The 25,892-nt window shown below is 65.5% G+C and carries 20 protein-coding genes; 9 read left to right on the top strand and 11 right to left on the bottom strand.

Annotated features, from left to right (window positions below; all coding sequences use genetic code 11):
- Positions 1-377 precede the first annotated feature (377 nt).
- Positions 378-1,790 (bottom strand): methyl-accepting chemotaxis protein, encoded by a 1,413-nt coding sequence (locus tag ACZ52D_RS06330; protein ID WP_464442873.1) that lies wholly within the window; start codon positions 1,788-1,790, stop codon positions 378-380.
- Positions 1,791-2,004: 214 nt separating this feature from the next.
- Between ACZ52D_RS06330 and ACZ52D_RS06335 the strand changes: the two genes are divergently transcribed.
- Positions 2,005-5,136, top strand: coding sequence for a Hint domain-containing protein (locus ACZ52D_RS06335; protein WP_464442874.1), 3,132 nt, complete (start codon positions 2,005-2,007; stop codon positions 5,134-5,136).
- A 589-nt stretch (positions 5,137-5,725) separates the two neighbouring features.
- The gene (locus tag ACZ52D_RS06340) at positions 5,726-8,683 is read left to right on the top strand and encodes an ATP-binding protein (RefSeq protein ID WP_464442875.1); all 2,958 of its coding nucleotides are present in this window, start codon (positions 5,726-5,728) and stop codon (positions 8,681-8,683) included.
- 38 nt (positions 8,684-8,721) lie between these two features.
- Here ACZ52D_RS06340 and ACZ52D_RS06345 read toward each other — a convergent pair whose 3' ends face one another.
- The 3 genes from ACZ52D_RS06345 to ACZ52D_RS06355 all read right to left on the bottom strand — a co-directional run bounded on the left by ACZ52D_RS06345 (position 8,722) and on the right by ACZ52D_RS06355 (position 12,123).
- A complete protein-coding gene (locus ACZ52D_RS06345) occupies positions 8,722-9,561 on the bottom strand; it encodes an EamA family transporter (protein ID WP_464442876.1) in 840 nt (279 codons plus the stop codon).
- Between the two features lie 41 nt (positions 9,562-9,602).
- Entirely contained in the window at positions 9,603-11,279 is a 1,677-nt protein-coding gene (locus ACZ52D_RS06350) for a Na/Pi cotransporter family protein (protein WP_464442877.1), read from the bottom strand.
- Positions 11,280-11,361: 82 nt separating this feature from the next.
- Complete coding sequence (locus ACZ52D_RS06355) at positions 11,362-12,123, bottom strand: DeoR/GlpR family DNA-binding transcription regulator (protein ID WP_464442878.1); 762 nt, start codon at positions 12,121-12,123, stop codon at positions 11,362-11,364.
- 298 nt (positions 12,124-12,421) lie between these two features.
- Here ACZ52D_RS06355 and ACZ52D_RS06360 point away from each other — a divergent pair, with 298 nt between their 5' ends.
- Positions 12,422-13,681 carry a glycerate kinase type-2 family protein gene (locus ACZ52D_RS06360; protein WP_464442879.1) on the top strand — a complete coding sequence of 420 codons (1,260 nt, stop codon included), beginning with the start codon at positions 12,422-12,424 and terminating at the stop codon, positions 13,679-13,681.
- A 21-nt stretch (positions 13,682-13,702) separates the two neighbouring features.
- Here ACZ52D_RS06360 and hpaR read toward each other — a convergent pair whose 3' ends face one another.
- Positions 13,703-14,149 carry a homoprotocatechuate degradation operon regulator HpaR gene (gene hpaR / locus ACZ52D_RS06365; protein ID WP_222454682.1) on the bottom strand — a complete coding sequence of 149 codons (447 nt, stop codon included), beginning with the start codon at positions 14,147-14,149 and terminating at the stop codon, positions 13,703-13,705.
- A gap of 437 nt (positions 14,150-14,586) precedes the next feature.
- On the opposite strand from hpaR, the gene ACZ52D_RS06370 reads away from it, so the two are divergent.
- Together ACZ52D_RS06370 and ACZ52D_RS06375 are read left to right on the top strand one after the other, a co-directional pair.
- Positions 14,587-15,999, top strand: a complete 1,413-nt coding sequence (locus ACZ52D_RS06370; protein WP_464442880.1) for a pyridoxal phosphate-dependent decarboxylase family protein — start codon at positions 14,587-14,589, stop codon at positions 15,997-15,999.
- 216 nt (positions 16,000-16,215) lie between these two features.
- Entirely contained in the window at positions 16,216-16,986 is a 771-nt protein-coding gene (locus ACZ52D_RS06375; RefSeq protein ID WP_464442881.1) for an aldolase/citrate lyase family protein, read from the top strand.
- A gap of 9 nt (positions 16,987-16,995) precedes the next feature.
- Here ACZ52D_RS06375 and ACZ52D_RS06380 read toward each other — a convergent pair whose 3' ends face one another.
- From ACZ52D_RS06380 to ACZ52D_RS06390, 3 genes are all read right to left on the bottom strand, one after another.
- Positions 16,996-17,352: a hypothetical protein gene (locus ACZ52D_RS06380; protein WP_464442882.1), complete on the bottom strand. Its 357-nt coding sequence runs from the start codon at positions 17,350-17,352 to the stop codon at positions 16,996-16,998.
- Positions 17,353-17,476: 124 nt separating this feature from the next.
- Positions 17,477-18,499, bottom strand: a complete 1,023-nt coding sequence (locus ACZ52D_RS06385; RefSeq protein ID WP_222454678.1) for an aspartate-semialdehyde dehydrogenase — start codon at positions 18,497-18,499, stop codon at positions 17,477-17,479.
- 82 nt (positions 18,500-18,581) lie between these two features.
- Positions 18,582-19,754, bottom strand: a complete 1,173-nt coding sequence (locus ACZ52D_RS06390; RefSeq protein WP_369930188.1) for an MFS transporter — start codon at positions 19,752-19,754, stop codon at positions 18,582-18,584.
- A 118-nt stretch (positions 19,755-19,872) separates the two neighbouring features.
- Between ACZ52D_RS06390 and ACZ52D_RS06395 the strand changes: the two genes are divergently transcribed.
- A complete protein-coding gene (locus ACZ52D_RS06395) occupies positions 19,873-21,051 on the top strand; it encodes a DUF3095 domain-containing protein (protein ID WP_464442883.1) in 1,179 nt (392 codons plus the stop codon).
- Between the two features lie 22 nt (positions 21,052-21,073).
- On the opposite strand, the gene ACZ52D_RS06400 is transcribed toward ACZ52D_RS06395, so the two are convergent.
- Positions 21,074-21,724 carry a carbonic anhydrase gene (locus tag ACZ52D_RS06400; RefSeq protein ID WP_222454675.1) on the bottom strand — a complete coding sequence of 217 codons (651 nt, stop codon included), beginning with the start codon at positions 21,722-21,724 and terminating at the stop codon, positions 21,074-21,076.
- A 178-nt stretch (positions 21,725-21,902) separates the two neighbouring features.
- On the opposite strand from ACZ52D_RS06400, the gene ACZ52D_RS06405 reads away from it, so the two are divergent.
- From ACZ52D_RS06405 to ACZ52D_RS06415, 3 genes are all read left to right on the top strand, one after another.
- Positions 21,903-22,262, top strand: a complete 360-nt coding sequence (locus tag ACZ52D_RS06405; protein WP_222454674.1) for a hypothetical protein — start codon at positions 21,903-21,905, stop codon at positions 22,260-22,262.
- Positions 22,263-22,371: 109 nt separating this feature from the next.
- Positions 22,372-23,754, top strand: a complete 1,383-nt coding sequence (locus ACZ52D_RS06410) for a leucyl aminopeptidase family protein (protein WP_464442884.1) — start codon at positions 22,372-22,374, stop codon at positions 23,752-23,754.
- A 5-nt stretch (positions 23,755-23,759) separates the two neighbouring features.
- On the top strand, positions 23,760-24,584 hold the full coding sequence (locus tag ACZ52D_RS06415; RefSeq protein WP_464442885.1) for a C40 family peptidase: 825 nt from the start codon (positions 23,760-23,762) through the stop codon (positions 24,582-24,584).
- A gap of 114 nt (positions 24,585-24,698) precedes the next feature.
- On the opposite strand, the gene ACZ52D_RS06420 is transcribed toward ACZ52D_RS06415, so the two are convergent.
- Positions 24,699-25,043 (bottom strand): DUF2794 domain-containing protein, encoded by a 345-nt coding sequence (locus tag ACZ52D_RS06420; protein ID WP_464442886.1) that lies wholly within the window; start codon positions 25,041-25,043, stop codon positions 24,699-24,701.
- A gap of 104 nt (positions 25,044-25,147) precedes the next feature.
- Positions 25,148-25,849 (bottom strand): ArsR/SmtB family transcription factor, encoded by a 702-nt coding sequence (locus tag ACZ52D_RS06425; RefSeq protein WP_464442887.1) that lies wholly within the window; start codon positions 25,847-25,849, stop codon positions 25,148-25,150.
- Between the last annotated feature and the right edge of the window lie 43 nt (positions 25,850-25,892).

Here is a 25,892-nt window from a genome sequence, read left to right on the forward strand (position 1 = left end):
CCTTTTTTGACATTCTGATGACTTTCCACGCAGAAAGTCTGAAATATCAAAAATAGCAATGACTTAACCCCTGCACAAAAGACGTCCCCCCTGCTCTTTCGAGGGGCGCTGGTGAAGGCTGCGCAATCCGCAAAACAAAGCGAACTCACCTCCCCACTAGATATAGAGGGGCGGACAACGTGGGGCACAAGACGCCAGACAGGGGCGACTCGCCGAACCAGCCTCCTCGCCTCGGGAATCGTGCCCGTCGGCGACTTTTGAGCCGCCGACCCCCTACCCTTGATCGCGGGACTGCCTGTCCCGAGGCGGGCCGAGGGCCGCCTGCAACGGATCGTGCCGGGCAGGACAGCGGTCATCCGCAGCAGCCGGTCGTGACTTCAGAAATCCTGCCAGCCCGCTGATGCGGCGGCGGGCGGCGTTGCCACCGGGATCGCCGCACCGGGACGCTGAAACGGCACGATCTCGGCCTGGCCGCCGACCTGCCCCCCGGGCTGGCCACCCTGGAACCGGGACACCTCGCGGGTCAACAGGCTCGCATCCTCAGCGAGCTGCTGGCTGGCCGACGAGGTCTCCTCCACCATTGCGGCATTCTGCTGGGTCACCTGATCCAGTTGCGATACGCCAAGGTTGATCTCGCCCAGCGCGGTGGCCTGCTCATTGGCACCGGCCGCGATGCGCCCGATATGGGCCGAGATATTGCCGACACTGTCGATGATCTGCTTCAGCTCCGCCCCGGTGCGCCCCACGAGGTCGACCCCGCTGGCCACCTGCTGCTTGCTCTGGCCGATCAGCTGCTTGATCTCCCCCGCCGCACCGGCGGATCGCTGGGCCAGGGCCCGCACTTCGGAGGCGACCACGGCAAAGCCCCGCCCGGCCTCGCCGGCGCGGGCGGCCTCGACCCCGGCGTTCAGCGCCAGCAAGTTGGTCTGGAAGGCGATATCGTCGATCATGCCGATGATCTTGGCGATCTCTTCGGAAGAAGCTTCGATCTGCGCCATCGCGGCAACCGCATCGCTGACCACCTGGCCACTGCGCTCGGCCGCCACCTGGGCGTCACTGACGATGGCCTCCACCTTGCGCGCGCCCTCGGCGGATGACCGGACCGTGGCGGTCAGCTCCTCGATCGCGGCGGCCGTTTCCTCCAGCGTGGCAGCCTGGCTCTCGGTACGCTGGGAGAGGTTGGCCGAGGAGGCCGAAATCTCGTCCGCGGTCCGCCCCACCGCACCGGTCACACGGCTGACCGCGCCGATCGCGGCCTGCAGCTGTTCAGCCGACTGGTTGAAGGCTTCGCCGAGGGCGGCAATATCCGGCTGCGTCGACAGCTCCACCCGTTGCCCCAGGTCACCGCGGCTCATCGCCTCGAGCCCGCGGGCGATTTCCTGCAACCCGAGCCGCCGGACGGTCACATCCGTGGCCACCTTGACCACTCGCTCCACCGCGCCCTCCGCGTTCAGGACCGGCGCGTAGGTTGCCTGGATCCAGATCGTCGCACCGGCCTTGGTCCGTCGCGGATACTGGTCGGTCAACGTCTTCCCAGCCGCCAGATCGGCCCAGAACTGCGCGTATTCGGAGCTGGCGGCAAGCTCCGCATCGACGAACATCGAATGATGCTGGCCGACGATCTCCTCGAGTTGATAGCCAAGCGCGTTCAGGAAATTCTGGTTCGCCAGCAGGATGGTTCCGTCGGGTTTGAACTGGATGGTCGCCTGGGTGCGGTCAACCATTTCGGCAATGATCTCGTCATTGCTGCGCTCACTGGACGTCTTGGCGGCCTTACTTCTGAAAAACAAAGAGCATCTCCACATAGCGGGTTCCCGGATGCAGAAGCGAAGTAGCGTCAAACCTTCACAAAAGGCTTAACCGCCCGCCGGATTCGCGCGGCGACCACCGCTTACGCTGTCTTAATCCCTTGGCCTTAGGGTGGAGCGGATTCGACTCGTGGCCCAACTGCTGGCGCCGCGCAGTCGAGCTGCTGTTATCGACCCTGCCGCCGGAGAGCCGACCATGCCAATCGAAATCCTTCCCAACGATCTCACGGATGCTGTTGGACCGCTCGATGACTCCGGCGCTGACATCGAACTCGAAGAAGACGAGCTGAACGCGCTCGCCCCTCACGTCCTTCATTCTTCTGTCTTCCAAGAAGAGGACGAACCCGAGGAGGAGGAAGAAGAGGAAGAAGACGAGGACGAGGATGAAGACGAGGATGAAGACGACGATGACGACCTTTTCTCCATCGTTGACGGCCTGTTGGACAACCTTGAGCTCATCCGAGGCAGCGAAGATGATGACGTCATAGAACTGGACCCGGCCGACAACTACGCGGCAGGGGAAGGCGGTGACGACAGCATCACAGGCTCGGCAGCCAACGACATTCTGTTCGGCGACTACGGCACCGGGGAAGGGGTCGGAATCGGCCAAGACGCTGACCCGCTGGTTCTGAACATTGATAACCTGCACAGCCAGTCCTACTATGGAAGCGACGCCCGAGAGGGCGACTGGGCCATCTACAACAACGTGGCCCAGCTGGACGACGGCCGCATGATCAGCGGTCGGCTGGTTCTGGTTGAAAAGTCAGACCCCTGGATGTCCGTCGATCTGGCCAGTGGGCGCGGCTATGAAATCCTGATGCAGGGCTGGGGAACAGGCGACACCGCCAAGTTCCGGCTGGAATTTTTCGATCCTGCCACCGGTGACCCCGTGGCGCTGAACTCGATGGCCACGTTCAACGACATCGACAGCAACGGCGGCCTGAACCACGAAGGCGTTCACCTGGACGCCGACAGTTTCACGGCGGTCGGAACAGCCGACAACACCAACCTGAATGTCTCGCAGAACGGTCAGACCGTTTCGGTCACCGGCACCACCTCCAACAGCCCTGATCAGGAAGAAGCCTGGTTCTCAGCCCGGTTCGAAGACCGCACCTTCATCGAATTCGACCTCGAGTCGCGCACGTCTCAATCCGGGTTCACCCTATCGGGGGCCGTCATTGCCGACGCGGTTTATACCGAGATCCAGGAGGGCAACGACACTCTCGAGGGCGGACTTGGCGATGACATCATCTTCGGCCAGAGCGGTGATGACGTTCTCGACGGCGGCGAAGGCAACGACAACCTGGTCGGCGGCAGCGGTGCGGACTTCCTGACCGGCGATGTCGGCGATGACACGTTGATCGGCGGCAGCGGCGGCGACACCCTGATGGGCGGGGACGGCAACGACTTCATCGACGGCGGCGAAGGCGACGACCTCTTGCGCACCGGCCTTGGCAACGACACCCTGCTAGGCGGCGAAGGCAACGACACGCTGATGAACTCGGCCGGGGACGACAGCCTGGTCGGGGGCACCGGCGATGACAGCATCGTCGCGACCGAGGGCAATGACACGCTCGAGGGCGGCGATGGCAATGACACGCTGATCGGCGGCCTGGACAATGACAGCCTCCTCGGCGGCGCGGGGCACGACCTGATGTACGGCGACGAGGGGCTGGACATCATGGCCGGCGGTCTCGGCAATGACACCATGTACGGCGGCATCAACACCGACACCATGGAGGGCGGCGACGGCGACGACCTGCTCTATGGCGAGGATGGTGATGACATCATGGCCGGCGGCGCCGGTAACGACCTGATGTATGGTGGTGCCGGCAACGACTACATGACCACCGGCACCGGTCACGACACGCTGTATGGCGGTGCCGGCAACGACACGCTGCGGAACTCCTCCGGCAACGACAGCCTGGTCGGCGGCAGCGGCGACGACAGCATCCACGCGACGGATGGTGACGACACCCTCAAGGGCGGCACCGGCAACGACACCATGCACGGTGGCGCCGACAACGACGTGCTGTACGGTGGCGAAGGCAACGACAGCATGACCGGCGGTGACGATTCCGACACCTTCGTGATCGAGGACAACTTCGGGCTCGACACGATTGCCGGCGGCGAACGCGGGATCGACTACGACACGATCGACCTTTCCGCCGTATCCCATCCGGTGAACGTAACCTTCAAAGCCGACGAGGCCGGCAGTATCACCAGCGGCACCAACGGCATTCGCTTCACCGAGATCGAACACATCAAGGGAACCTCCAGCAACGACAGCTTCGATGGCTCCATAACCAAGAGCGGCTTCAGCGTCGATGCCGGTGGCGGGGCGGATACCATCACGACCGGCCTTGGCAACGACACGCTGACCGGTGGCGCTGGCGACGACACCTATATCCTGACCTCCGGCGGTGGAACGGATTACATCAGCGACTACGACATCCTGGACAGCGACGGGAATGGCCTGCGGAACGACCAGTTCGACGTCTCCAACCTGAAGGGCGGCACCGGCTATCTCGGCAAGGTCACCTGGCGCGACGTCCGGGTCTCCGATGACGGTCACGGCAATGCCAAGCTGATCTTCCCCGAGGGCGAAACCGTCGTGCTCCACGGCGTGGCCCCGAGCGACATGACCAGCGAAGCACAGCTGCGTGCCTCGGGCATCCCCTGCTTCACCAGCGGCACCATGATCCTGACCCCCCGCGGCGAAGTGCCGGTGGAAACCCTGCGCCCGGGCGATCTGGTGACCACCCGCGACAACGGCCCACAACCGGTGCTCTGGGTGGCCTCCCGGGCGCTTGACGCGGCCGAACTGCAGGCCGGACCTGACCAGCGCCCGATCCGGATCGAGGCCGGCGCCTTCGGCCAGGACGCGCCGCTGATCCTGTCGCCGCAACATGGGCTGTTGCTGACCGGCCCGGATGGCCGCGACCAGCTGGTCCGCGCCCGCCACCTTGCCCAGCTGCGCGGCGGCGCTGTGCGTGTCATGAACGGCTGCCGCGAGGTGCAGTACTTCCACCTGTTGTTCGAAACGCATCAGCTGGTCTGGGCCAACGGGCTTCCCGCCGAGAGCTTCTATCCCGGCCCCATGGCCCTCGGCGGCCTGACACCGCAGTCCCGGGCAGCCTTGTTCGCGGACTTCCCGGGCTTTGCCCGCATTGAAACCCTCAGTGACAGTCGCAGCCAGTACGGAGCCCCGGTGGCGGAATACTCCCGCACCCGGTCGCTGCCGTCGCATGTCAACGACTTCCGCGCCACGCTGCACACCAGGATCAGCGCGCCCTCGGCGCCCTCCAGCTCCAGGAAAGTCGCCTGACAACCGCGCCCCACCTCTACGCAAGCCCGTCCTGCCCCGCCCGCTTCCCGGTGCCATCCGGGGGGCTTCGACGTCGCCAGGCCTGCGCCACGTGTTGCCAAGACGGCTCCGCGCGTGCCGGAGACCTGCGCCCCGCCTTCCTCGGCACCCGCACACCGCCCGCCTTTCGCCAGCAGTGCGCATCAACTTTCAAGGCATTAACGGTGCTGTAACGATATGCCGCCAGAATTTATCCTTATCCGCTCCAGAAACTGGTCAGCGGCTGGTGCCAATCCTCCCGCAAGTGGACGACAGCACCGAACGGTTAACAGGTGATGGGAGCCCGACCCAAATGACCCAACCGAAGACCTCACGACGGCCGCTTGGCCGGTTCCTTGCCGCGCCTCAGGCGCAGCGGTCCCGGCGTTGTCGTCCCGAGACCTTTGCAGACACCTGTGACCCTGCTGCAAGCCATGATCGCATTGCGCACACTGCCGGGCCCAGAATGGTTGCTTTTTCATCGCGAAATACCGCTTTTGGTGAAAACGCACGCACAAAACTGCCAGCTCAGACCTTCTGGGCACCACCCGGAACGCGCGAAGGAAGCTAAATGGACGCACCCCGTACCCTGCCGAGCTGGCTTCTGGCCCTGAAAAACCGCGCCTACCTGCCAACCATTCTCGCCCTCGTGGTGGTCTGTGTCGCCGTGCTCTACGCCGAGCAGCAGAACCGCACCATTCATCAACAATCGATGCGCGCGGAGGTCCAGCAGGCCGCGGGCCTGATCAAGTCCCGCCTCGAAGCGCAGCTGAATGGCGACTACCAGCGGATGCGGGGGCTCGCGGCCATGCTGGCCACAGAGCCGAAAATGTCCCAGGAGCGGTTTGCCCAGATCGCCAGCCACGTGCTGGAGGGCAAGACCGCCATCCGCCACTTCGCGGCCGCCCCCGACCTCGTTGTGTCGCTGGTCCACCCGATGGAAGGCAACGCCCGCGCCATCGGGCTGGACTACAACAAGAACGACGAGCAGCGCGCCGCCGCCTATCGGGTGCGCGACAGCGGCGACATGGTGCTGGCGGGTCCGGTGAACCTGGTTCAGGGGGGCACCGGTTTCATCTACCGGTTGCCGATCTTCACCGATGCGCCGGAAGGCCGGGCGTTTTGGGGCATCCTGTCCGCGGTCACCGAAACAAACACGCTCTACACCGCCGCGGGACTGCTGGAAGACAACGACGGCATCGAATATGCGCTCAACGGGCAGGACGGCACCGGCACCGCCGGCGGCCAGTTCTTTGGCGACAGCGCGGTCTTCGCGGGCGACCCGGTCCTGTTGGACATCAACCTGCCGGTCGGCAGCTGGCAACTGGCTGCGCGACCGACGGACGGCTGGAAAACCCGCCCCGACAACCTGTGGCGGCTGAGGCTTGGCCTCCTGGCGGCCGGCATGCTGATTGTCTTTCCCACGTTCCTTGCCGGCAAGCTCTCCGCCGCCCGGCAAACTGTCATCGGCCAATTGCGCCGCCGCGAAAGCGAGCTGGCCTCGGTCTCGCGGCGACTGGAGATCGCGGTCAAGACGTCCCGGGTGGGGATCTGGGAATGCAGCGCCCAGGACGCGCATTACACCTGGGACGATCGCATGCACGAGCTCTATGGCGTTCAGCAGAAGATCGGCGCGATCACCGGGGACGACTGGCTACAGCGCCTCCACCCGCAGGACCGGGAGCGCGTGACCCAGTCCTGGCAGCGGGCGGAAACCGACAAGACCCAGTTTTCCGAAGAATTCCGCATCATCATGGATGACGGTTCCATCAAGCATATCCGCGCCCTCGCCAGCAGTTTCACCGATCCCGAGGGCAAGGACTGGATCATCGGCGTCAACTGGAATGTGTCCGAGGACGTGCGCCTGCGCGAACAGCTGATCCACGCCAACGAGGCGCTGTCCCAGCAGAACAAGGAGCTGAATGCCGGCAAGCAGGCCCTGGAAGCCGCCCATGCAGCACTCCAGAAACAGCAGGCCGAGCTGCACCGCCTGTCGCTGGTGGCCAAACACGCCTCGGACAGCATCATTCTGACCGACGCCGACAAACGCATTCTGTGGGTGAACGAGGCCTTCACGCGTGCCACCGGCTACTTCCCGGCCGAAGCCATCGGGCGCACCCCCTCGGAGCTGCTGGACGGCAAGAACACCGACCCCAATGTGATCCGCGAGCTGAACCGCCACAAGGCCATGGGCAAGCGCTACCACACCGAGGTGCTCAGCTATACCAAATCCGGTGATGAGATCTGGATGGACACCAACATCGTTCCGGTCACCGGGCCGGACGGCAAGGTCGATCTCATCATTGGCATCGAGCGCGACATCACCCGCAGCAAGCAACGTGAACGTGAACTGGCCGAAGCCAAGCTGGCCGCCGAGAAGGCCGACCGCGCCAAATCCGAGTTCCTCGCGAACATGAGCCACGAAATCCGCACCCCGATGAACGGCATCATCGGCATGGCCGAACTGCTGGCAGAGGCGGACCTGGCCGCGGATGACCACCAGAACGTGGAAGTGATCCGCAGCTCGGCACAGGCGCTGCTGAAGATCATCAACGACATTCTTGACCTGTCCCGGCTCGAGGCCGGGAAGTTCTCGATCGTGGAAGAAGATTTCGACCTGCACGACTGCCTGAGCAGCGTGGCGGGCCTGTTCCGCCCCAAGGCGATCGAAAAGGGGCTGGCGCTGGACATCACCTTTGCCGAGGGCCTGCCCGAACGCCTGCGCGGCGACGACGGCCGCCTGCGGCAGATTCTGGTGAACCTGATCGGCAATGCGGTGAAATTCACCCATCACGGCCGGATCGACGTGCGCGTCTCCCACGCCGCGACCGATCCCTGCCGCCTGGTGGTGGAGGTCGAAGACAGCGGAATCGGTGTCTCGCCGACCCAGGCCCAACACATCTTTGACCGGTTCACCCAGGCCGACGGCGCCACCACCAAGGCTTTTGGCGGCACCGGGCTGGGGCTGACGATCTCCAGCATGCTGGCGCGGCGCATGGGGGGCACGATCTCGGTGCAGTCAACCCCGGGCCAAGGTTCCTGCTTCCGTCTCGAGGTGCAGATGGCCCCCGCCGCCACGATGGACGGGCCCCAGACGCTGCACTTGCCCGACAACCGCACCAGCCTGCGGCCATGCCGCATCCTCTTGGCGGAAGACAACCAGACCAACCGGCTGCTGATCCGCAAGTTCCTGCGCGGCCAGCCGGTCGAGCTTGTGGAGGCCGAAAACGGTCGTGCGGCGGTGGAGATCTGCCGGGAGCAGCCCCCCGACATCATCCTGATGGACATGTCGATGCCGGAACTCGACGGGCTCGCTGCGACACGGGAAATCCGCGACCTGCCGATCGTGCAACCGGTGATCATCGCGCTGACCGCCAATGCGTTTTCCAGCGACCGCGACGCCTGCCTCAAGGCCGGGATGGACCACTTCCTGACCAAGCCGGTGAAAAAGACGGTGCTGCTGCACACTTTGGCGACCGCGCAGAACGAGGATCCGGTCTGGCTCGATCCCCCCCGCGCCAGCGCCTGACCCTCCCCCGCCGCAGCCCTGCGACCCGACCGTCCCGGTCAGACCGCCAGTCCGATCAGCGCCACGCCCAGCGCAACCAGTACCGCCGCGCCCAGCCGCCGCATCCAGTTGCCTTCCTTGAGGAAGACAAAGCCGATCAGCGCCGCGAAGATCACCGAGGTTTCCCGCAGCGCCGACACCGCGCCCAGCGGCGCGAAATTCTTGGCAAACAGCACCAGCCCGTAGGCCGTCATCGACACCATTCCCCCGGCCAGCCCCAGCAACCAGACGCGCGCAGGCAGGCGGGTCAGCGTGTCCCGTTTGCGCCAGCCGACAAAGCCCGCGATGAACAGATGCAAAAACGCGCCCCAGGCCCAGTAGCTCAGCGTGTTGCCCGACAGGCGCACGCCGATCCCATCGACCACCGAATAGACGGAGATGCACAGGCCAGTGCCCGCGGCAAAGCCCAGCGCCGCACGCCCCACCCCTGACCGCAGCGCCTTCCAGCTGCTCAGCTGAATTGCAACAGCAATGACCGCGATCCCTCCCCAGGCCTGCAGCGGCAGCCACTCACCCGCGAACAGCAGCGCCCACAGCCCCACGAGTGCTGGCACGATCCCGCGAGCGATGGGATAGACGACGCTCAGATCACCATGCCGGTAGGCCTGGCCCAGCATGAAGAAATAGCCGAAATGCACCACCGTCGACAGCAGGATGTAGACAAAGCTCTCGGCCGACGGCAGCGGCAGCAGCACCACCATCACGGCGCCGGGAATGACATGTCCCAGCGCCACCAGGCCCAGGGTGGTCGTGCGATCAGCGGCCGTCTTGACGATGGCGTTCCAGACCGCATGCAGCAATGCCGCCGACAGGATAATGGCGATGACAAAGGGCGTCATGGTTTTGGGGGCCTTTCATGCCGTCGCGGCAATACGAGGGGTCAATCCGCGTCTTCCGACTGCAGATCGTTGATCAGGCGGGTCTCCAGCAATTGCCCGTTCTGATACAGCAACGGATAGGCCACAGCGGCGATGTGACTGTTGAACTCCCGCAGGGCGCGCAGCGTCTCCAGATGAATGTCGGAGGTGTCGAAACTGTCGCGCGCGCCGTTCTGCAGCCGCCTCAGGTGGCGCTTGCGGCTGTCGCGTTCCATCCGCTTCACTTCGGTCTTCTCCAGGCTCAACAGCCGTGCGCTTTCCAGGTCGTCCGAAATCAGCACGTTCGAAGCCAGCTGCATGTTGGCCAGGATCGCCTCGTGCATGCGGGTGATTTCCAGCCAGCCCTCGCGCGAAAAGCGCAGGTTCTTGCGGTTCAGATCCCCCGCCAGCACCGCCAGCCGTCGCGCCACCACATCACCTGCGGTTTCCAGCCGGATGGCATATTCCATCAAGCTGCGCGCGGTCTTCAGCTCCTCCCGGTCAAAGGCATCTTCGGGAATGGCGGCCACATAGCTGCGGATCCCCGAAAGGCAGGCGTTGACCTCCTCGTCCATCTTCTGCACCGCGCGGATCTGCTCCTTGGTCCCCTCCTCGTACAGGTCCAGCACCGGGCGGAACATCGCCCCCACCTGGTCCGACATGCGCAACAGCTCGCGCTTGAGGTTGGAGATCGCCAAGGCCGGCGAACCGTAGTTGCCCGGCTCCAGCGCGCTGATCGGCCGCCCCGGCTGGATCACCGTGGTCGGTGCCGGATCCGGGAACAAACGACAGAACAGATCACCCAGCGGGGTGCACAACGGCAGCGCCAGCACCAGGAGCGAAGCATTGAAGGCCAGGTGGGCGTTGACCAGCATCTGCCCGCCCTGCGGATCTCCCAACCAGCCCTGCCGCAGCGCCAGGTTGGCGCCAAAGAGGCAGATCACCGCCCAACTGCCCCGCAACGCCAGGTTGGCATAGGGGATGCGGCGGGCCGGCAGGTTCAGTCCCCGACTGAGCCAGACCGGAATGAAGGCCGATCCGAAATTGGCGCCAAGCACCAGCGACAACCCGGCGGCAAAAGGCAGCGCATCAATCTGCACCAGGGTCACGCACATCAGGATCGCCGCCACCGAGGAATGCATGACAAAGGCCAGCGCGCCTCCGACAAGAAAGGCGGTGATGTAGTCGCGCGCCAGGTAGCCCGCAACCGCGGGCAGGAAGGCACTGTCGCGGATCGGATCCATCGCCTCGCGCAGGAACCGGAGCGAAATCAGGATGAAGGCGATCCCCATCAGGATGCGCCCCAGCTGGCGCGCTTTCTTGGCCTCGGTCTTGACGAAAAGATAGCCGCCAAGCGCCAGCAACACCGGTACCAGCCAGTCCAGCTTGAACGACAGGATCTGAATGATCAGCGCCGATCCCAGGTCGCCCCCCAGCACGATCGCAAGCCCGGCCGGGAAGGTCAGGTAACCGCTCGCCGCAAACCCCGAGGTCAGCAGCGCCACCGCCGCCGAGCTTTGCAGAACGATCGCCAGCAGCAGCCCCATGGCCCCTGCCTGCAGATGGCTCTGCTTGCCGGTCAGCAAGCGCTGGAACGAGGCGCCGTAGCTGCGCTCGATACCGGTGCGCACCATCCGCACCGCATAAAGAAGCAGCATCGTGGCACCGGCCAGGCTGATGAGAAACGTCAGAATCGCCATGTCAGGTCTCGCCTACCGAATTTCTACCGCCACCCTCAAAGGCGGCGCGGTCCAGGGGTTTACTGGTCCCGTCTTGCATCAATCAGCCCTCCTGCTCATCCTCGGCCGCGACATGCAGGCGAATACCCCAGTCGGTCAGGGCCGCGCCGTGTTTCTTGCCCGGCGGGTGATCGGTGAACACATCGTCGATGCGCCGGGGATCGGGGCCGCAGTGCGGCGCGCTCTCGTCGAACTTGGGATGCGTGACAGCCACCGCCACCTGGTCGGCGCATTCGGCGGCCAGTCCCGCCAGCTGGGCCTCGGCGGCGCTGTGGTACAGGATCCCGCGCCGCGCCGAGAACCCGTCCGCCGACAGCACCGCGAGGTCCGGGGCGAACCGGCGCAGCTGCTGCTCGGTCACGAAGCCAAAGGTGCCGCGCTCGTTGCTCTCCAGCTCGCCGCCCAGCAGATGCACCCGGTTGCCGTTGTGCCCGGCCAAGGCCTGCGCCGCGCCCAGCGCATTCGTCACCACCACCAACCCGGAGTACCGCCGCAGCGCTTCGGCGACAAAGGCCGTGGTGGAGCCCACGTCCAGGAATACTGCCATCCCGTCGCGCACCCGCCGCGCCAGCGCCGCAGCGATGCGGGTCTTCTCCTTTTGATGCTCGCCGATCCGGCGGGCAAAGCCGCTGCCGCTCTGCGCCCCGGCCAGATAGGCACCGCCATGCACCCGTTGCACCGCCCCGGCCTTGTGCAGCGCCTTGATGGTGCGCCGCACGGTTTCCTCGGAAACATCCAGCATCTTGGTCAGCTCGGCACTGCGCGCGGAGCCACCCAGGCGCCGCAGCGCCTCCAGCAATTCCACCTCGCGACGCGAATGAGAAAAACGATCCGTCAAATTCCAACCCGCTTCTGGCCTTCCCTATCAGGTAGATAACAAATCTACGTTCACAGCAAGGCAAAACCCACAAAAACCCACAAAGATACCGCAAACACCCACAAATACGCCACTCAGCCCGCGATTGACGACACAGCCCCCTGTCGGGCACAAGTTAGCGCAAGCATTTGGGGCCATAACAACAGACGACGGACAGCCGGACAGCCCCGCCACGGCCCCCACTTGGCCGCGGCCCCATCACGGCACCGCCGACACGGAGACAGAGATGACCGAATTGCAGCACGCAGCCCAAAGCCTGTTCCAGGCCGCAGTCGACCGCGCCGACCCCGCTCGCGCCCTGCGGGCAGAGCTTTCGCAGAACCCGCTGCCCGAGGTTGCCTCCGGGGGACGGGACGTGCTGCTGGCGGTTGGCAAGGCGGCGGTGCCGCTGATGCGGGAGGCCCTGGCACAATTCCCGCACGCCAGCCAGGCACTGGTCGTCACCAATCCGGAAAACCGCGTCACGCTGGAGGGCGCCACGGTCATCTGCGGTGCCCATCCGGTGCCGGATGACAGCAGCGCCGCGGCAGGCCGGGCAGTGATGGAACTGGTCGGCTCCCTGGGCGCACAGGATCGGTTGATCGCGCTGATTTCGGGTGGCGGCTCGGCACTGATGGTGGCCCCGGCACCCGGCCTCACCCTGGCGGACAAGGCGGCGGTCAATGACCTGCTGCTCGCCTCGGGTCTGGAAATCAACCAGATGAACCTGATCCGGCAACAGCTCTCGGACCTGAAGGGCGGCGGCCTGCTGCGCCATGCTGCCCCGGCAGAGGTCCGGGCCTATATCCTGTCCGACGTCATCGGCGACGATCTGCGCGCCATTGCCTCCGGCCCCACCGCATCACCGATCGGAACACGCGCTCAGGCGCGCGAGCTGTTGCAGGAAACCGGCCTTTGGGCACGCCTTCCGGATGCCGTCCGGCACCATCTGGGCAGTGCCGAAGAGGCGCAGACCGCACCCGCCGAGGTCACCAACACGCTGATCGGTTCCAACCGGCACAGCCTGCAGGCGGTGCTCGAGGCCGCGAGCTCCGACTGGGAGGCACAGTTGGTCAGCGACCAGCTGGTCGGGGATGTGGCGGATGCCGCGGAAACCGTGGTTGCCGCCGCCCGGCAAGCGCCTGCGGACCGACCCGTGGCGCTGATCTTCGGAGGTGAGACGACCGTGCAGCTGCGCGGCAGCGGACTGGGCGGGCGCAACCAGGAACTGGCCCTGCGCGTCGCCAGACTGGGCGCGCAGCAGCTGGAGGGCAACTGGATCTTCCTGTCAGGCGGCACCGACGGCCGGGACGGCCCGACAGAGGCTGCAGGCGGGATTGTCACCGGCTCCACCTGGCAGGCCATCGCCGATGCGGGACAGGACCCGCAGGCCCTGCTGGACAACAACGACAGCCACGCCGCGCTGGCCGCCGCCAATGCGCTGCTGCACACCGGCGGGACCGGAACCAACGTGGCGGACGTGCAGATCTTTCTGCGCCGCCCCTAGGGCCACGCGGGGCCACAAGACCTACTCGGTTTCCGAAAGATCGATCTTGTCCAGCTCGTTCAGCAGGTCCAGCAATGCTTCGTAACGCTCCGCACCCATGCGCTGCCGGGTGCGGTCGATCAACTCGAGGCTGGCGTCGATGTTGTCGGCAATGACCTGTGCCCCCGCCTCGGTGATCTCGACCACCTGGCGGCGGCGGTCCTCCTGATCGCGGGTGCGGCTGATCAGCTGCTTTTCCTCCAGCTTCTGCAGGATCCGCGTCAGGCTGGGCAGCAGCAGACAGGCCTTTTCGGCGATCTGGGTCGGATCGATCGGGCCGCTTTCCTCGACCACCCGCAACACGCGCCATTGCTGTTCAGTCATGTCCGCGCCGCTCAAAAGCGCGCGGATCGGCCCCATCACCCGCTCGCGTGCGCGCAGCAGGGCAATAGGCAGGGAGCGGTCGGTGGACGGCATCATCTTGGTCATACCCGATTATCGCCCCGCTTGGGGATAAACGCAATTGCTGCCTCGCTTTCTGCGGGTTGACGTCCCGCAAAATAGCAATTGCCGCCAACGGTCGACAGGTCGCGAACAGCGGCCCCCGGCGCTGCAACAGCCGTTGCGACACTGTCGAAGCGCCGACCGGGGCAAGCCCATCACGCAGCAGAGCAGCCCAGCACTCTCCCACCCGCCCAGCGTCGCGGAAAAAAACAGGCTCTAAATAAAGGAAAACGTCTCTTTGCGCAGCCTCTTGGCCTAGCGAAGCTGCCGCTGATCCCCACGCCAACCCAGGGAACTCACAACCGCTCATTGCACCCAGCGGCAACACAGGACAGTCTCTGGCCCTGGAGCGGCGTGAAAGGCCCTCCCGGGGGTTTGCCTTGCGCTGACCACACCCCCGGCACCGACCTGAGGAACACACGATGAAATGGAATGAATTCTCCGAATGGGGGCGCCGGGTCGCCGACTGGGCACAGGACTATCACCTGACCGTGGGCGACCGCCCGGTGCGCGCCCGGACCCGCCCCGGCGAGGTGCTGAACGCCCTGCCCCAGACCCCGCCCGAACAGGGCGAGGAGATGGAAACGCTCTTTGCCGATTTTGAATCCACCGTGCTGCCGGGCATCACCCATTGGCAGCACCCGCGCTTCTTCGCCTATTTCAACTCCAACGCCGCCGCGCCCTCGGTACTGGCCGAGTTCCTCGCCTCCGCGATCGCGCCGCAATGCATGCTGTGGCAGACCTCGCCCGCCGCGACCGAGATGGAAACCCGGATGATGGACTGGCTGCGCCAGGCGCTCGACCTGCCGCAGGCATTCCAGGGCGTGATCCAGGACAGCGCCTCCTCCGCCACCCTCGCAGCGGTGCTGACCATGCGGGAGAAGGCGCTGAACTGGCAGGGCAACAATCAGGGTCTATTTGGGCAAAAGCAGCTGCGAATCTACTGCTCGTCCGAGGTTCACACCTCCATTGACCGCGCCATCTGGGTTGCGGGCATCGGCCAGCAGAACCTCGTCCGCGTGCCGATCAAGGGCGACTGGCGCGGCATGGACCCGACCGCGCTGGAGGCCGCCATCGAACAAGACATCGCCGCAGGCCACCAGCCCGCCGGCCTGATCCTCTGCGTCGGCGGCACCGGCACCGGCGCTACCGACCCGGTGGACCAGGTGCTGGACGTGGCCGAGACATACGGTCTCTACACCCATGTCGATGCCGCCTGGGCCGGCTCGGCCATGATCTGCCCGGAATACCGCCACTACTGGCCCGGCGTGGAGCGCGCCGACAGCATCGTCTTCAACCCGCACAAGTGGCTTGGCGTGCAGTTCGACTGTTCGGCCCATTTCCTGAAGAACCCGGATGATCTGGTCCAGACCCTCGCCATCAGCCCGGAATACCTCAAGACCCACGGCCACGACGGCATCATCAACTATTCCGAATGGTCGGTGCCGCTGGGCCGCCGTTTTCGCGCGCTGAAGATCTGGTTCCTGATTCGCACCTACGGGCTCGAGGGGCTGCGCCAGCGGCTGCGTAACCACGTGAACTGGTCCAGCCAATTGCACGACAAGCTCAAGTTAGAGCCTGATTTCCAGATCGTGACCCCGCCGATGTGGTCGCTCTGGACCTTCCGTTACACCCCCGAGGGCGCGACGGACCTCGACGCGCTGAACCTGCGGCTGGTCAATGCGATCAACGACGATGGCCGCATCTACCTGACCCAGACGCGCGTCGACGGCCAGTTGGTGATCCGCTTCCAGGCAGGCCAATTCGAGACCACGGAGGCCGACGTGATGATGGCCTTCGAGGTCATCACCGACATCGCGAGAAACCTGGCATAAGACGGCTTTCTTGCGCCGTGAGCTGCGGCTGACGGGATGGCGCTGCGGCGCCGTCCCGGGGAAGCGCCAGGAAAGGCCAAATATGGACAAAGGAACACGGGGGCGGGTACCGTGACCCCAAGCGTCTTCACCCGTCCGATCACACACCTGCCGGGCGCGAAAATTGCCGCTTCAGGCTCTGTTGCCATTCCCTTCGCCTGACACAGGAGGCCCCAAATGTCCGCGCCCAAGAACACCTTCAAACAGGCCCTCGCCGAGGGGAAGCGCCAGATCGGCTGCTGGCTCTGCTTTGCCGAGGCGTCGACAGCCGAGATCATGGGCACCTGCGGGTTTGACTGGCTGGTGATCGACGGCGAACACGCCCCCAACGACATTCGCTCCATCCGGGATCAGCTGATGGCGCTGGCCAACTCGACCAGCCACCCGGTCGTGCGACTGCCTGTAGGGGAAACCTGGATGATCAAACAGGTGCTGGATGCGGGTGCACAGACGATTCTGGTACCGATCGTGGAAAGCGCCGCACAGGCCCGCGAGCTGGTGCGCGCCTGCCATTACCCGCCCAAGGGCGTGCGCGGCGTCGGTGCCACGGCGGCACGGGCGACAGGCTTTGGCACTGTCAGCGACTACATTCAGACGGCTGATCAGGAAATCTGCCTGCTGGTGCAGGTGGAAAACCGCGCCGGGATCGCGGCGCTCGACGAGATCTTGGAGGTTGAGGGCATCGATGGTGTCTTCATCGGCCCTGCGGACCTTTCGACCGACTTGGGGTTCCAGGGCAATTCCGCCCATCCCGAGGTACGCGCGGTGATCGCCGATGCCCTGCATCGCATCAAGGCTGCCGGAAAGGCGCCCGGCATCCTCGGGACCACGGAGGAAGCAACGCAAAGCTACGCCGACATGGGCGCGCAGTTCCTGGCCGTGGGACTGGACGTCATGATCCTTGCCCGCAACGCCCGGGAGCTGGCAGCGCATTGGAAGGAGAAGTGATGCAAACGCTCAGGCCGCCTGGCGCTGTGGCTGCAGCGGACCAAAGCGCAGCTCCAGGTCGTCCCGGTCAAATCCCAGTCCGGCGCTGGAAATCAGCGGCCTGCCGCTGAGCGCATCGCAAACCCACAGCACGCCCTGATGCAGCTTCAGGCAGGCGCCGATGCAGCGCAGCCCGTGGCACAGGGAGAACCAGTCGTTCGCAGCCCGGAACCGGCCCGCCAGCTGCGTGCGCCGCGTCGTGGTCTTGGCGGCCTTGGCAGCTTGTGCCCGAGGTGCCGCCTGCCGCGTGATTCCCGCGGACCAGACGGCCTGCGGCGTACGCGGTCCGGCGGTGGCGGTCGTGGCGAAATCCTCAAGTGCGATCATGGCGGCGGTCCTTTGTCTTGGCTGTGCAACCAATGTACCCCGGACGCCACTGTCCAGACAGCCGGGCAAAAGAAAAGGGGGCCGCCTCTTTCGAAGCGCCCCCCTGTCCAAAAGGGTATAAGCCTCAGCCTTTTTTGAGCACTTCACGGCCCAGCAGCTCGGCGATCTGCACCGCGTTCAGCGCCGCGCCCTTGCGCAGGTTGTCGCTGACGCACCACAGGTTCAGGCCGTTGTCGATGGTCGAATCCTGGCGGATACGGCTGATGAAGGTGGCGAAATCGCCGACGCATTCCACCGGCGTCACGTAGCCGCCGTCCTCGCGCTTGTCGATCACCATGATGCCCGGCGCCTCGCGCAGGATGTCGCGGGCCTCGTCCTCGTCCAGGAAGTCCTCGAACTCGATGTTGATCGATTCCGAGTGGCCGACGAACACCGGCACCCGCACGCAGGTCGCGGTGACCTTGATCGACGGATCGACGATCTTCTTGGTCTCGGCGACCATTTTCCACTCTTCCTTGGTGGAGCCATCGTCCAGGAAGACATCGATGTGCGGAATGACGTTGAAGGCGATCTGCTTGGGGTAGACCTTCGGCGGCACGTCCTGCGTCGGGTTGTAGACTGCCTTGGTCTGGTCCCACAGCTCGTCGATCGCTTCCTTGCCCGAGCCGGACACCGACTGGTAGGTCGACACGACGACGCGCTTGATCTTGGCGCGGTCATGCAGCGGCTTCAGCGCCACCACCATCTGCGCGGTCGAGCAGTTGGGGTTGGCGATGATGTTCTTCTTGGAATAGCCATGCACCGCTTCCGGGTTCACCTCCGGCACGATCAGCGGGATGTCCGGGTCGTAGCGGTACAGCGACGAGTTGTCGATCACCACGCAGCCCGCCGCAGCGGCCTTGGGCGCGTAATCCTTGGTCGCGGCGGAGCCCACGGCGAACAGCGCCATGTCCCAGCCGGTGAAATCGAATGTGTCCAGATCCTGGGTAGTGAGTGTCTTATCGCCAAAGCTGACTTCAGTGCCGAGAGACCGGCGGCTGGCCAGCACAGCGATCTCATCCACAGGAAACTGGCGCTCGGCCAGGATGTTCAGCATTTCGCGGCCCACGTTGCCAGTGGCGCCAACGACGACGATGCGGTAACCCATTTATCTGTTTCTCCAGTTTTGCCCGGCCTCATGGCCGGCGCCGGTGTGATAAAGCTTCTGGAGCCAAGTTTAAAGGGGCGGATCAGTCCATGCTGTCGCGGCTGAGCAGATAAATCGCGCAACCAGCCCCCAAAAACACCAAAAAGAAGGCGAAAATGCCCGTATAGGGCAAGGATGGCTCCGCTCCGGCCAGGGTTTCATGAATGCGGCCGGTGGCGAACTGCATGATTCCCACTCCGCCGATGCCAAAGAGATTGAGCAGCGTGACGCCGCGCCCGGCCAGATGCGGCGGCACGAAGGCCCGCCCATGCGCCATGATCACCGGGAAGGTCGCCCCGAAGAATCCCACCGCCGCCATCATCGCCACCGGCATCCAGACCGGGCCACCGGTCACCAGGATCAATCCGCCAAGGCTGGCGCAGCCCAGCAGGTTGCCGATCAGGATCACCCATTTGCGGGTGCCCAGAACCCGGTCCAGCGGCCCATAGGCAAAGGTGCCCGCGATCATCGCCGCCCCCATCACCAGCGTTGCCAGCCCCACCTGCTGCGTGCTGAGCCCGTAGACATCCGTCAGATACGGCCCGCTCCACAGCCCCCGCAACGCCCCCGATGGCGCATAGGCCACCAGCATCAGCGGAAAGATGGCCCACATCACCGGCATTTTCAGCAGATCCAGAACCGACCCTTTCTGCGGATCTTCCGGCGGCTCCGGATCGCTGACCGTGAGGAAGATCCCGACCGCCACCGCGGTGGAGATTGCGGCAAGTCCCGCCAGGGTGCCGCGCCAGCCGAAGAGGTCGACCGCCAACGCCGTCGGATAGGAGGCCACCAGGTTGCCGACCGATCCCACGCCCAGCATCAACGCGGCCAGGGTGGCAAACCGCCGCGGCGGATACTGGCGGGCAAAGATGTAGTAGGACGCCATCAGCACCGGCGAGCAGCCGATGCCAATCAAGAACATCGCAAGGCTTACATGCAGCGGAGAGGTGGCCAGCGCGAACAGCGCCGCCCCACCGCCGCCGCCCAGCAACAACAGCACCGAGGCGCTCCGCCGGGGGCCGAGGTGGTCCAGCGCCCAGCCCACCGGCAACTGCATCACCGCGAAAGACAGGAACCACATGCCCGACGCAAAGGCCAGGTCATCGGGCGCGGCACCGATCTCCTGCTCCAGCACCCCGGACAGCACCGCCAGGAACGCGCGGAAGAACTGGCTCAGCACGTAAGCCAGGCACAACACAATCAATCCAGCCTGCATTCCCCGCCTCCCCTCGGATCACATACTGCGGCGCACAGCTTGCATGTTTGGCGCTGCGGTACAAATTGTTTAGGCATATCCGACAGATCGTAGCGGGACGCGAAGGGGCGCGCACAAGATGACCAGCAGCAGTTTCTACGCCAGCCTGCCCCCGGTTCGTGAATTCTCCCGGCTGACCGCGCCAGACGCCTTTACGCCGCTGCCCCCCGACTGGCACCTGTGTTGCACCGATATCGTTGATTCCACCGGTCTCGTGGCCGCCGGTCGCTACAAGACCGTGAACATGATCGGTGCGGCGGTGATCGCGGCCATGCGCAACGCCCTGTCGGGCGAGGCCTTTCCCTATATCTTCGGCGGAGACGGTGCCGCCTTTGCCGTGCCGGACCGCCACCGGGCGCTTGCCGCCCGGGTGCTCGCCGGTCTGCGCCGCTGGGCGGCGGAGGAATTCGACGTCGGCCTCCGCGCCGCGATCCTGTCGGTGCCGCAGATACGCAACGCCGGACCGGATGTGCGCGTCGCCCGCTACGCGGTCTCCGAACACGCGGATTTCGCCATGTTCAGCGGCGGCGGCCTGGCCTGGGCCGAGGCGCAGATGAAAGCCGGGCATTTTGCCATCTCGCCGGATCCGCAGGCGCCGGAGCCGGACCTCACCGGCCTCTCCTGTCGCTGGAGCAACACCCCCGCCCGCAATGGCATCATCCTGTCGCTGGTGGCCGAACCCGCATCAAGCGCCGAAGGCCCCCGTTTTGCCCAGCTCGCATCGGAACTGCTGACGCTGGCCGCAGAACTGGGAGGCAACGGCCATCCGATTCCCGAATCCGGGCCGCCGCTGCGCTTTCCGCCCGCGGGTCTCGCGCTCGAGGCCCGCAACATGCCGCGGCACATCCCCCTGATTTTCAGGAAAGTTTACCTTTTCGGCCTGTCGGCGCTGGCCGCGATTCTGCTGCGCCAGCGGCGGCCGGTGGGCGGATTCGACCCGGTCCATTACTTGTCGATGCTGCGCAACAACTCGGATTTCCGCAAGTTCGACGACGGTCTGAAGCTGACGCTCGACTGTTCACCCGACGTGCGCGACCGCATCCGGGCCCGGCTGCAACGGGCGGCAGAGGACGGGGTGGTGCGTTTTGGCCTGCACGAACAGGACGCCGTCATGGTCACCTGCATCGTGCCCTCGGTGGTGCGCGATGACCACGTGCATTTCGTCGATGGGGCGGCGGGGGGCTATACGCAAGCAGCCGCCAACATGGCGGCTGCGTTTGATTCCCGGCAGACCGGGCCGGGCCATCCCCAAGGGTAGCCCGGCTGACGTCAGACCGACATCAGACTTCGGCAAAAGTACCGGTCTTCGGGTCGTAGCATTCCAGACCGCCTTCACCGATATCGGTCCACAGACCGTGCAGGCTCAGCTGGCCGGCCTTCACCGCGCTTTCGATGAACGGGAAGGTCATCAGATTTTCCAGTGACGCCACAACGGCTTGGCGCTCGAACTGGCGGGCCTGCTCGACCGGATCCTCGATCGCGGCGACGCCCTCGAACTTCGGCTTCAGGATTTCCATCCAGCGGCCGACAAAGCTGGTTTTCTCTTCCAGCTGCGGCGCGTGGCCCTTGCACATGTCGATGCAGCCCTGCACGCCGCCGCACTGAGAATGGCCCAGCACGATCAGGTGCGACACCTTCAGCGCGGTCACCGCATATTCCACCGCGGCCGAGGTGCCGTGGTGATCGCCGTCCGGCGCATAGGGCGGCACCAGGTTGGCGATGTTGCGGTGGATGAAGAACTCGCCCTGGTCGGCCCCGAAGATCGAGGTCACATGCACCCGGCTGTCGCAGCAGGAAATCACCATCGCTCGCGGGCGCTGCCCTTCGGTGGCGAGGCGGCGGTACCAGCCCTGGTTTTCCTCATAGGATGTGGCCTTCCAGCCGTGATAGCGGGTCACCAGATAACTGGGGAGAGGTTTGGCAAATTCCATTGTCGAATCCTCCGATCGTTTGCGCGTTGACGGATGTGTTACCCTGCATTGTCCGTAAATTCGAGTGATTTGCGCCAAGTTTGGAAACCTTTTGAAAACCTGTACGTCGCAAATTGGCTGCTGTGCCGTGGGGGCATGATTACATTGGGTGATAGTGGTGGCTAATATTCTAACAGTGATGCACTCTGAGACAGTGCGCCTTGATCCGGACAAACTTACAGCGCTTTACGATCAGCTGGGGGAGGCCGGAGCCGAAGATGTCGTATGTCGCGCGGTCGAGGAAATGGCCGTTCGCCTGACGCATTGTGAGCGTCTGTGGCGACAGGACGACATGGAAAGCCTGCGCAAGAGCGCGCGTTCCCTGATCGCGATTGCAGACCAGATCGGAATGACCGCGCTGGCCTCGATCGCCGGTGACGTGACGCGCGCGATCGACGCCAAGGACCATCCGGCCATTGCCGCGATTCTGTTCCGGCTGATGCGGGTTGGCGAACGGTCTCTGACCGCGGTCTGGGATCAGCAGGACGTAACCATTTAGGCGATTCGGCGGGGCAATCCCTGGTCTGACAAGCTTCAGGGCTTGCAGGTGGTGCCGCGGCCGCTACTCTGGCGTTTCAATTACGATCCGCAACCGGAGTATCCTGCCGATGCCGCCTGTCTTTTCCGCCCCTGAAACAGACGCTTGCCCGTTGCATGTGATCGCAAGCGACGATGTCGATAGCTGGCTTTCGGGCCAGCCGCAGCGCGTTCAGGCCTGGGCCGCCGCCCAGCGCTTCACCGGTGCCTGCGGTCAGGCCATCGCGCTGCCCGGTGCCGACGGAACGCCGGAACTGGCGCTGGCCGGTTACGGCAACGCCAGCCAGCGTGCCCGGCGCCGGTTCATCCTGGCCGAAGCCGCCGCAAAGCTGCCCTCGGGCAGCTATCGCATCATGTCCGGCCTGCCGGCCGAGGACGCGGCCACCGAATGTCTGGGCTGGTTGCTGACCGGCTACAGCTTTGACCGCTACAAGGCCGCTTCGCCCAGCGCCGCGCAGCTGATCGCCCCCGAAGGCGTGGATGCGGCGGCGATCGAATCGCTCGCGGCGGCCGAATGCCTGACACGCGATCTCATCAACACCCCGGCCAGCGACATGGGACCGGCCGAATTGCAGGCCGCCGCCGAAGCCCTGGCCGCGACCTACTCCGCCGATGTCTCGACCATCGAGGGCGCGGATCTGCTGGCGCAGAACCTGCCGCTGATCCACACCGTCGGCCGGGCATCGGATCGTGCGCCGCGTCTCATTGACCTGCGTTGGGGCGACACCGGCCCCAGGCTGACGCTGGTGGGCAAGGGGGTCTGTTTCGACACAGGCGGGCTGAACCTCAAGCCGGGCAACAGCATGGCGCTGATGAAAAAGGACATGGGCGGCGCGGCCAATGTGCTGGGGCTGGCGCAGATGATCATGGCGGCGGGGCTGAACCTGCGGCTGCGCGTGCTGATCCCGGCGGTGGAAAACGCCGTCTCCGGCCCGGCCTTCCGCCCCGGCGACATCCTGACCTCGCGCAAGGGGCTGACGGTCGAGATCAACAACACCGACGCCGAGGGTCGGCTGGTGCTGGCCGACGCCCTCGCGCTCGCCTGCGAGGAGGCGCCGGACCTGCTGGTCTCCATGGCCACGCTCACCGGCGCGGCGCGGGTGGCGGTCGGCCCGGACCTGTCGCCGTTCTACACGGATCACGACAGCGATGCCGCGGCCCTGGCCGCCAGCGCCGCGCGCCAGGCGGACCCGGTCTGGCGGATGCCCTTCCACGCCCCCTACGAGCCGATGATCGAACCCGGCATCGCCGACCTCGACAACGCGCCTGCGGGCGGCTTTGCCGGCTCGATCACCGCGGCGCTGTTTCTGCGCCGTTTCGTCGATGAAACCCGCTACATGCATTTCGACATCTACGGCTGGACCCCCAGCGCCGCCCCCGGCCGCCCCAAGGGCGGCGCCCTGCAAGGCGCCCGCGCGCTGTTTGCCGCGCTGCCTGAGCTGCTGGAGGTGTAAATCCCATGCCGGACCGCCGCCGCACCCCCGTCAACAGCCGTGTTGCCGCCGCCAGTCTCGCCGAGGTCCCCACGGGGCTGACCCGCGTCGAGGGCAGCCCGGCCCGTGTCAGCCAGCCGGTGGTCGACCTGCTGCGGGCGCCGGAGGGGCCTCGCGACCGGCAGCTCATCTACGGTGAACCGGTGACGGTCTTTGAAACCCGGGACGGCTGGGCGTTCGTTCAGGCGGCAAAGGACGGCTACGTGGGCTACCTGCCCCAATCGGCCCTGGGTGCCGCCTTCGAGGCCAGCCATTGGGTCAGCGCCGCCGCCACCCATGTCTATACGGCGGATGACTTCAAATCCCCCGAGACCTGTGCCCTCAGCCATGGCAGCCGGGTGCAGGTGCTGGGCGGCAGCGGACGGTTCGTGGAGACCAACCTCGGCTTCCTGCCCGCCCGCCACCTGTCACCGCTTGGCGCGCACATGACCGATCCGGTGGCGGTGGCTGAGGTGTTTCACGGCACGCCCTACCTCTGGGGCGGCAACAGCCGTTTCGGTATCGATTGTTCGGGCCTGGTTCAGGCCGCCCTCTTGGCCTGCGGCATCCCCTGCCCCGGCGACAGCGACATGCAGGAGGCCGAGTTGGGCACCTCCGTCCCCGGCGGGGACCACCAGCGCGGCGACCTGCTGTTCTGGAAGGGGCATGTGGCCATGGTGCGGGACGCACAGACTCTGATCCACGCCAACGCGCATGACATGGCCGTGGCGGTTGAGCCCATCGCCGCCGCAATCACCCGGATCGAAGAACAGGGCGACGGCCCGGTCACCGCGCACAAACGGCTGGGCTGACACCTCGGGCGGTCCCATCCGCTTCTTCCCAACGAGGTCCGGAGAGGTAACAGGCGTCAGAGTGGCATCGGCTGCAGAAGAGCCTTGCCCCTCCGCTGCAGCGCGGCGGCGCGGCTAGTCGATGGGGCGGATCAGCTTGCGCTCCAGCACCCGCAGCACGGTTTTCAGCTCGGCACCGCGTTTCAGGATGTGGCCGTCCATGCCGACCACCGCATATTGCCCCTGCCGGTTGCGCAGCTTGGGACGTTTCTCGATGCGGTACAGCGGGTGCTCCGCCGTGCGCCGGAACACCGAGAACACCGCCAGGTCCCGCAGCGAGGAAATCCCGTAGTCCCGCCATTCCCCCGCAGCCACCATGCGCCCGTACAACGACAGGATCACCGACAGTTCGCGCCGGTCAAAGGAAACTTGCTGCGGGACGGGAGATCCGGGGAAAGGCTGCACCTGATCAAAGCTCATCCTTAAAAGGTTGCGCCGATTGGGCGGCAAATCAAGCCCCGTCACGGCGGATTTATCGGTTTCCCTTGCCGACCCGTCGCCATCGGGCAGACTGCGCGCCGCTCTCAGCCCGCCGCGACCCCGGCCAGCAGGTCGTCACAGCGCACCCCCAGAATTTGCTCCAGTGCCCGCCGCCCCGGCGCCGTCAGCTGCAATCCGCGCCTTTGTGCCTGCCGTTTCAACCAACCGGCCGCGAGCGCATGATCCAGCATCTGCCGCCCCATCGGCCCGGCCACATGCAGCCGTCGTTCGGTCCAGTCCAGGCAGGGCCGGGCAAACGGCTGGCGGCCCGAGCCGGTCGGCAGCACCACCCCCAGTTTTGACCAGTCGCCCGCCGGAACGGCGCGAAAGGCGCCCTGTTCCTCGACCAGCAGGCCGCGCGCCAGCAAGGCGTCGGTCATCGCCACCGCCAGCGGACCGGCCAGGTGATCGTAACAGCTGCGCACCTCGGCCAGCCCACCCGCCTTGCGCCGCTGGGCGCGGTGCAGGCTCTCGGTCGGTGCAATCGCCGCCAGCTGTTCCAACGCCTGCGCCACCTCCGGCCCCGCCAGCCGGTGATAGACGCAGCGACCGCGCTTTTCCGCCAGCACCAGCCCGGCATGCTGCAGTAGCCGCAGATGCGCGCTGGCAGTCTGCGGCGTCACCCCGGCAGCCGCAGCCAGCTCCTTGTTGGTATAGGCACGCCCCTCCATCAGCTCGCACAGCATGCGGGTGCGGCTGGCGTCGGCGAGGGCCTGGCCCAGAATGTCGAAACGAGGTGTGGTCATTCCCCTACCCTAGGCGAGCTGCGTGGCGGCGCCCAACAAAAAC

The sequence above is a fragment of the Leisingera sp. S2M4 genome, from assembly GCF_055398055.1.

What these genes read in the sequence shown, in the direction of transcription:
- ACZ52D_RS06415 (WP_464442885.1), top strand. Translation starts at nt 23,760, where the DNA reads ATGCCGGACCGCCGCCGCACCCCCGTCAACAGCCGTGTTGCCGCCGCC.
- ACZ52D_RS06350 (WP_464442877.1), bottom strand. Translation starts at nt 11,279, where the DNA reads ATGGCGATTCTGACGTTTCTCATCAGCCTGGCCGGTGCCACGATGCTG.
- ACZ52D_RS06360 (WP_464442879.1), top strand. Translation starts at nt 12,422, where the DNA reads ATGACCGAATTGCAGCACGCAGCCCAAAGCCTGTTCCAGGCCGCAGTC.
- ACZ52D_RS06335 (WP_464442874.1), top strand. Translation starts at nt 2,005, where the DNA reads ATGCCAATCGAAATCCTTCCCAACGATCTCACGGATGCTGTTGGACCG.
- ACZ52D_RS06400 (WP_222454675.1), bottom strand. Translation starts at nt 21,724, where the DNA reads ATGGAATTTGCCAAACCTCTCCCCAGTTATCTGGTGACCCGCTATCAC.
- ACZ52D_RS06395 (WP_464442883.1), top strand. Translation starts at nt 19,873, where the DNA reads ATGACCAGCAGCAGTTTCTACGCCAGCCTGCCCCCGGTTCGTGAATTC.
- ACZ52D_RS06390 (WP_369930188.1), bottom strand. Translation starts at nt 19,754, where the DNA reads ATGCAGGCTGGATTGATTGTGTTGTGCCTGGCTTACGTGCTGAGCCAG.
- ACZ52D_RS06375 (WP_464442881.1), top strand. Translation starts at nt 16,216, where the DNA reads ATGTCCGCGCCCAAGAACACCTTCAAACAGGCCCTCGCCGAGGGGAAG.
- hpaR (WP_222454682.1), bottom strand. Translation starts at nt 14,149, where the DNA reads ATGACCAAGATGATGCCGTCCACCGACCGCTCCCTGCCTATTGCCCTG.
- ACZ52D_RS06425 (WP_464442887.1), bottom strand. Translation starts at nt 25,849, where the DNA reads ATGACCACACCTCGTTTCGACATTCTGGGCCAGGCCCTCGCCGACGCC.
- ACZ52D_RS06405 (WP_222454674.1), top strand. Translation starts at nt 21,903, where the DNA reads ATGCACTCTGAGACAGTGCGCCTTGATCCGGACAAACTTACAGCGCTT.
- ACZ52D_RS06420 (WP_464442886.1), bottom strand. Translation starts at nt 25,043, where the DNA reads ATGAGCTTTGATCAGGTGCAGCCTTTCCCCGGATCTCCCGTCCCGCAG.
- ACZ52D_RS06380 (WP_464442882.1), bottom strand. Translation starts at nt 17,352, where the DNA reads ATGATCGCACTTGAGGATTTCGCCACGACCGCCACCGCCGGACCGCGT.
- ACZ52D_RS06410 (WP_464442884.1), top strand. Translation starts at nt 22,372, where the DNA reads ATGCCGCCTGTCTTTTCCGCCCCTGAAACAGACGCTTGCCCGTTGCAT.
- ACZ52D_RS06385 (WP_222454678.1), bottom strand. Translation starts at nt 18,499, where the DNA reads ATGGGTTACCGCATCGTCGTCGTTGGCGCCACTGGCAACGTGGGCCGC.
- ACZ52D_RS06340 (WP_464442875.1), top strand. Translation starts at nt 5,726, where the DNA reads ATGGACGCACCCCGTACCCTGCCGAGCTGGCTTCTGGCCCTGAAAAAC.
- ACZ52D_RS06370 (WP_464442880.1), top strand. Translation starts at nt 14,587, where the DNA reads ATGAAATGGAATGAATTCTCCGAATGGGGGCGCCGGGTCGCCGACTGG.
- ACZ52D_RS06345 (WP_464442876.1), bottom strand. Translation starts at nt 9,561, where the DNA reads ATGACGCCCTTTGTCATCGCCATTATCCTGTCGGCGGCATTGCTGCAT.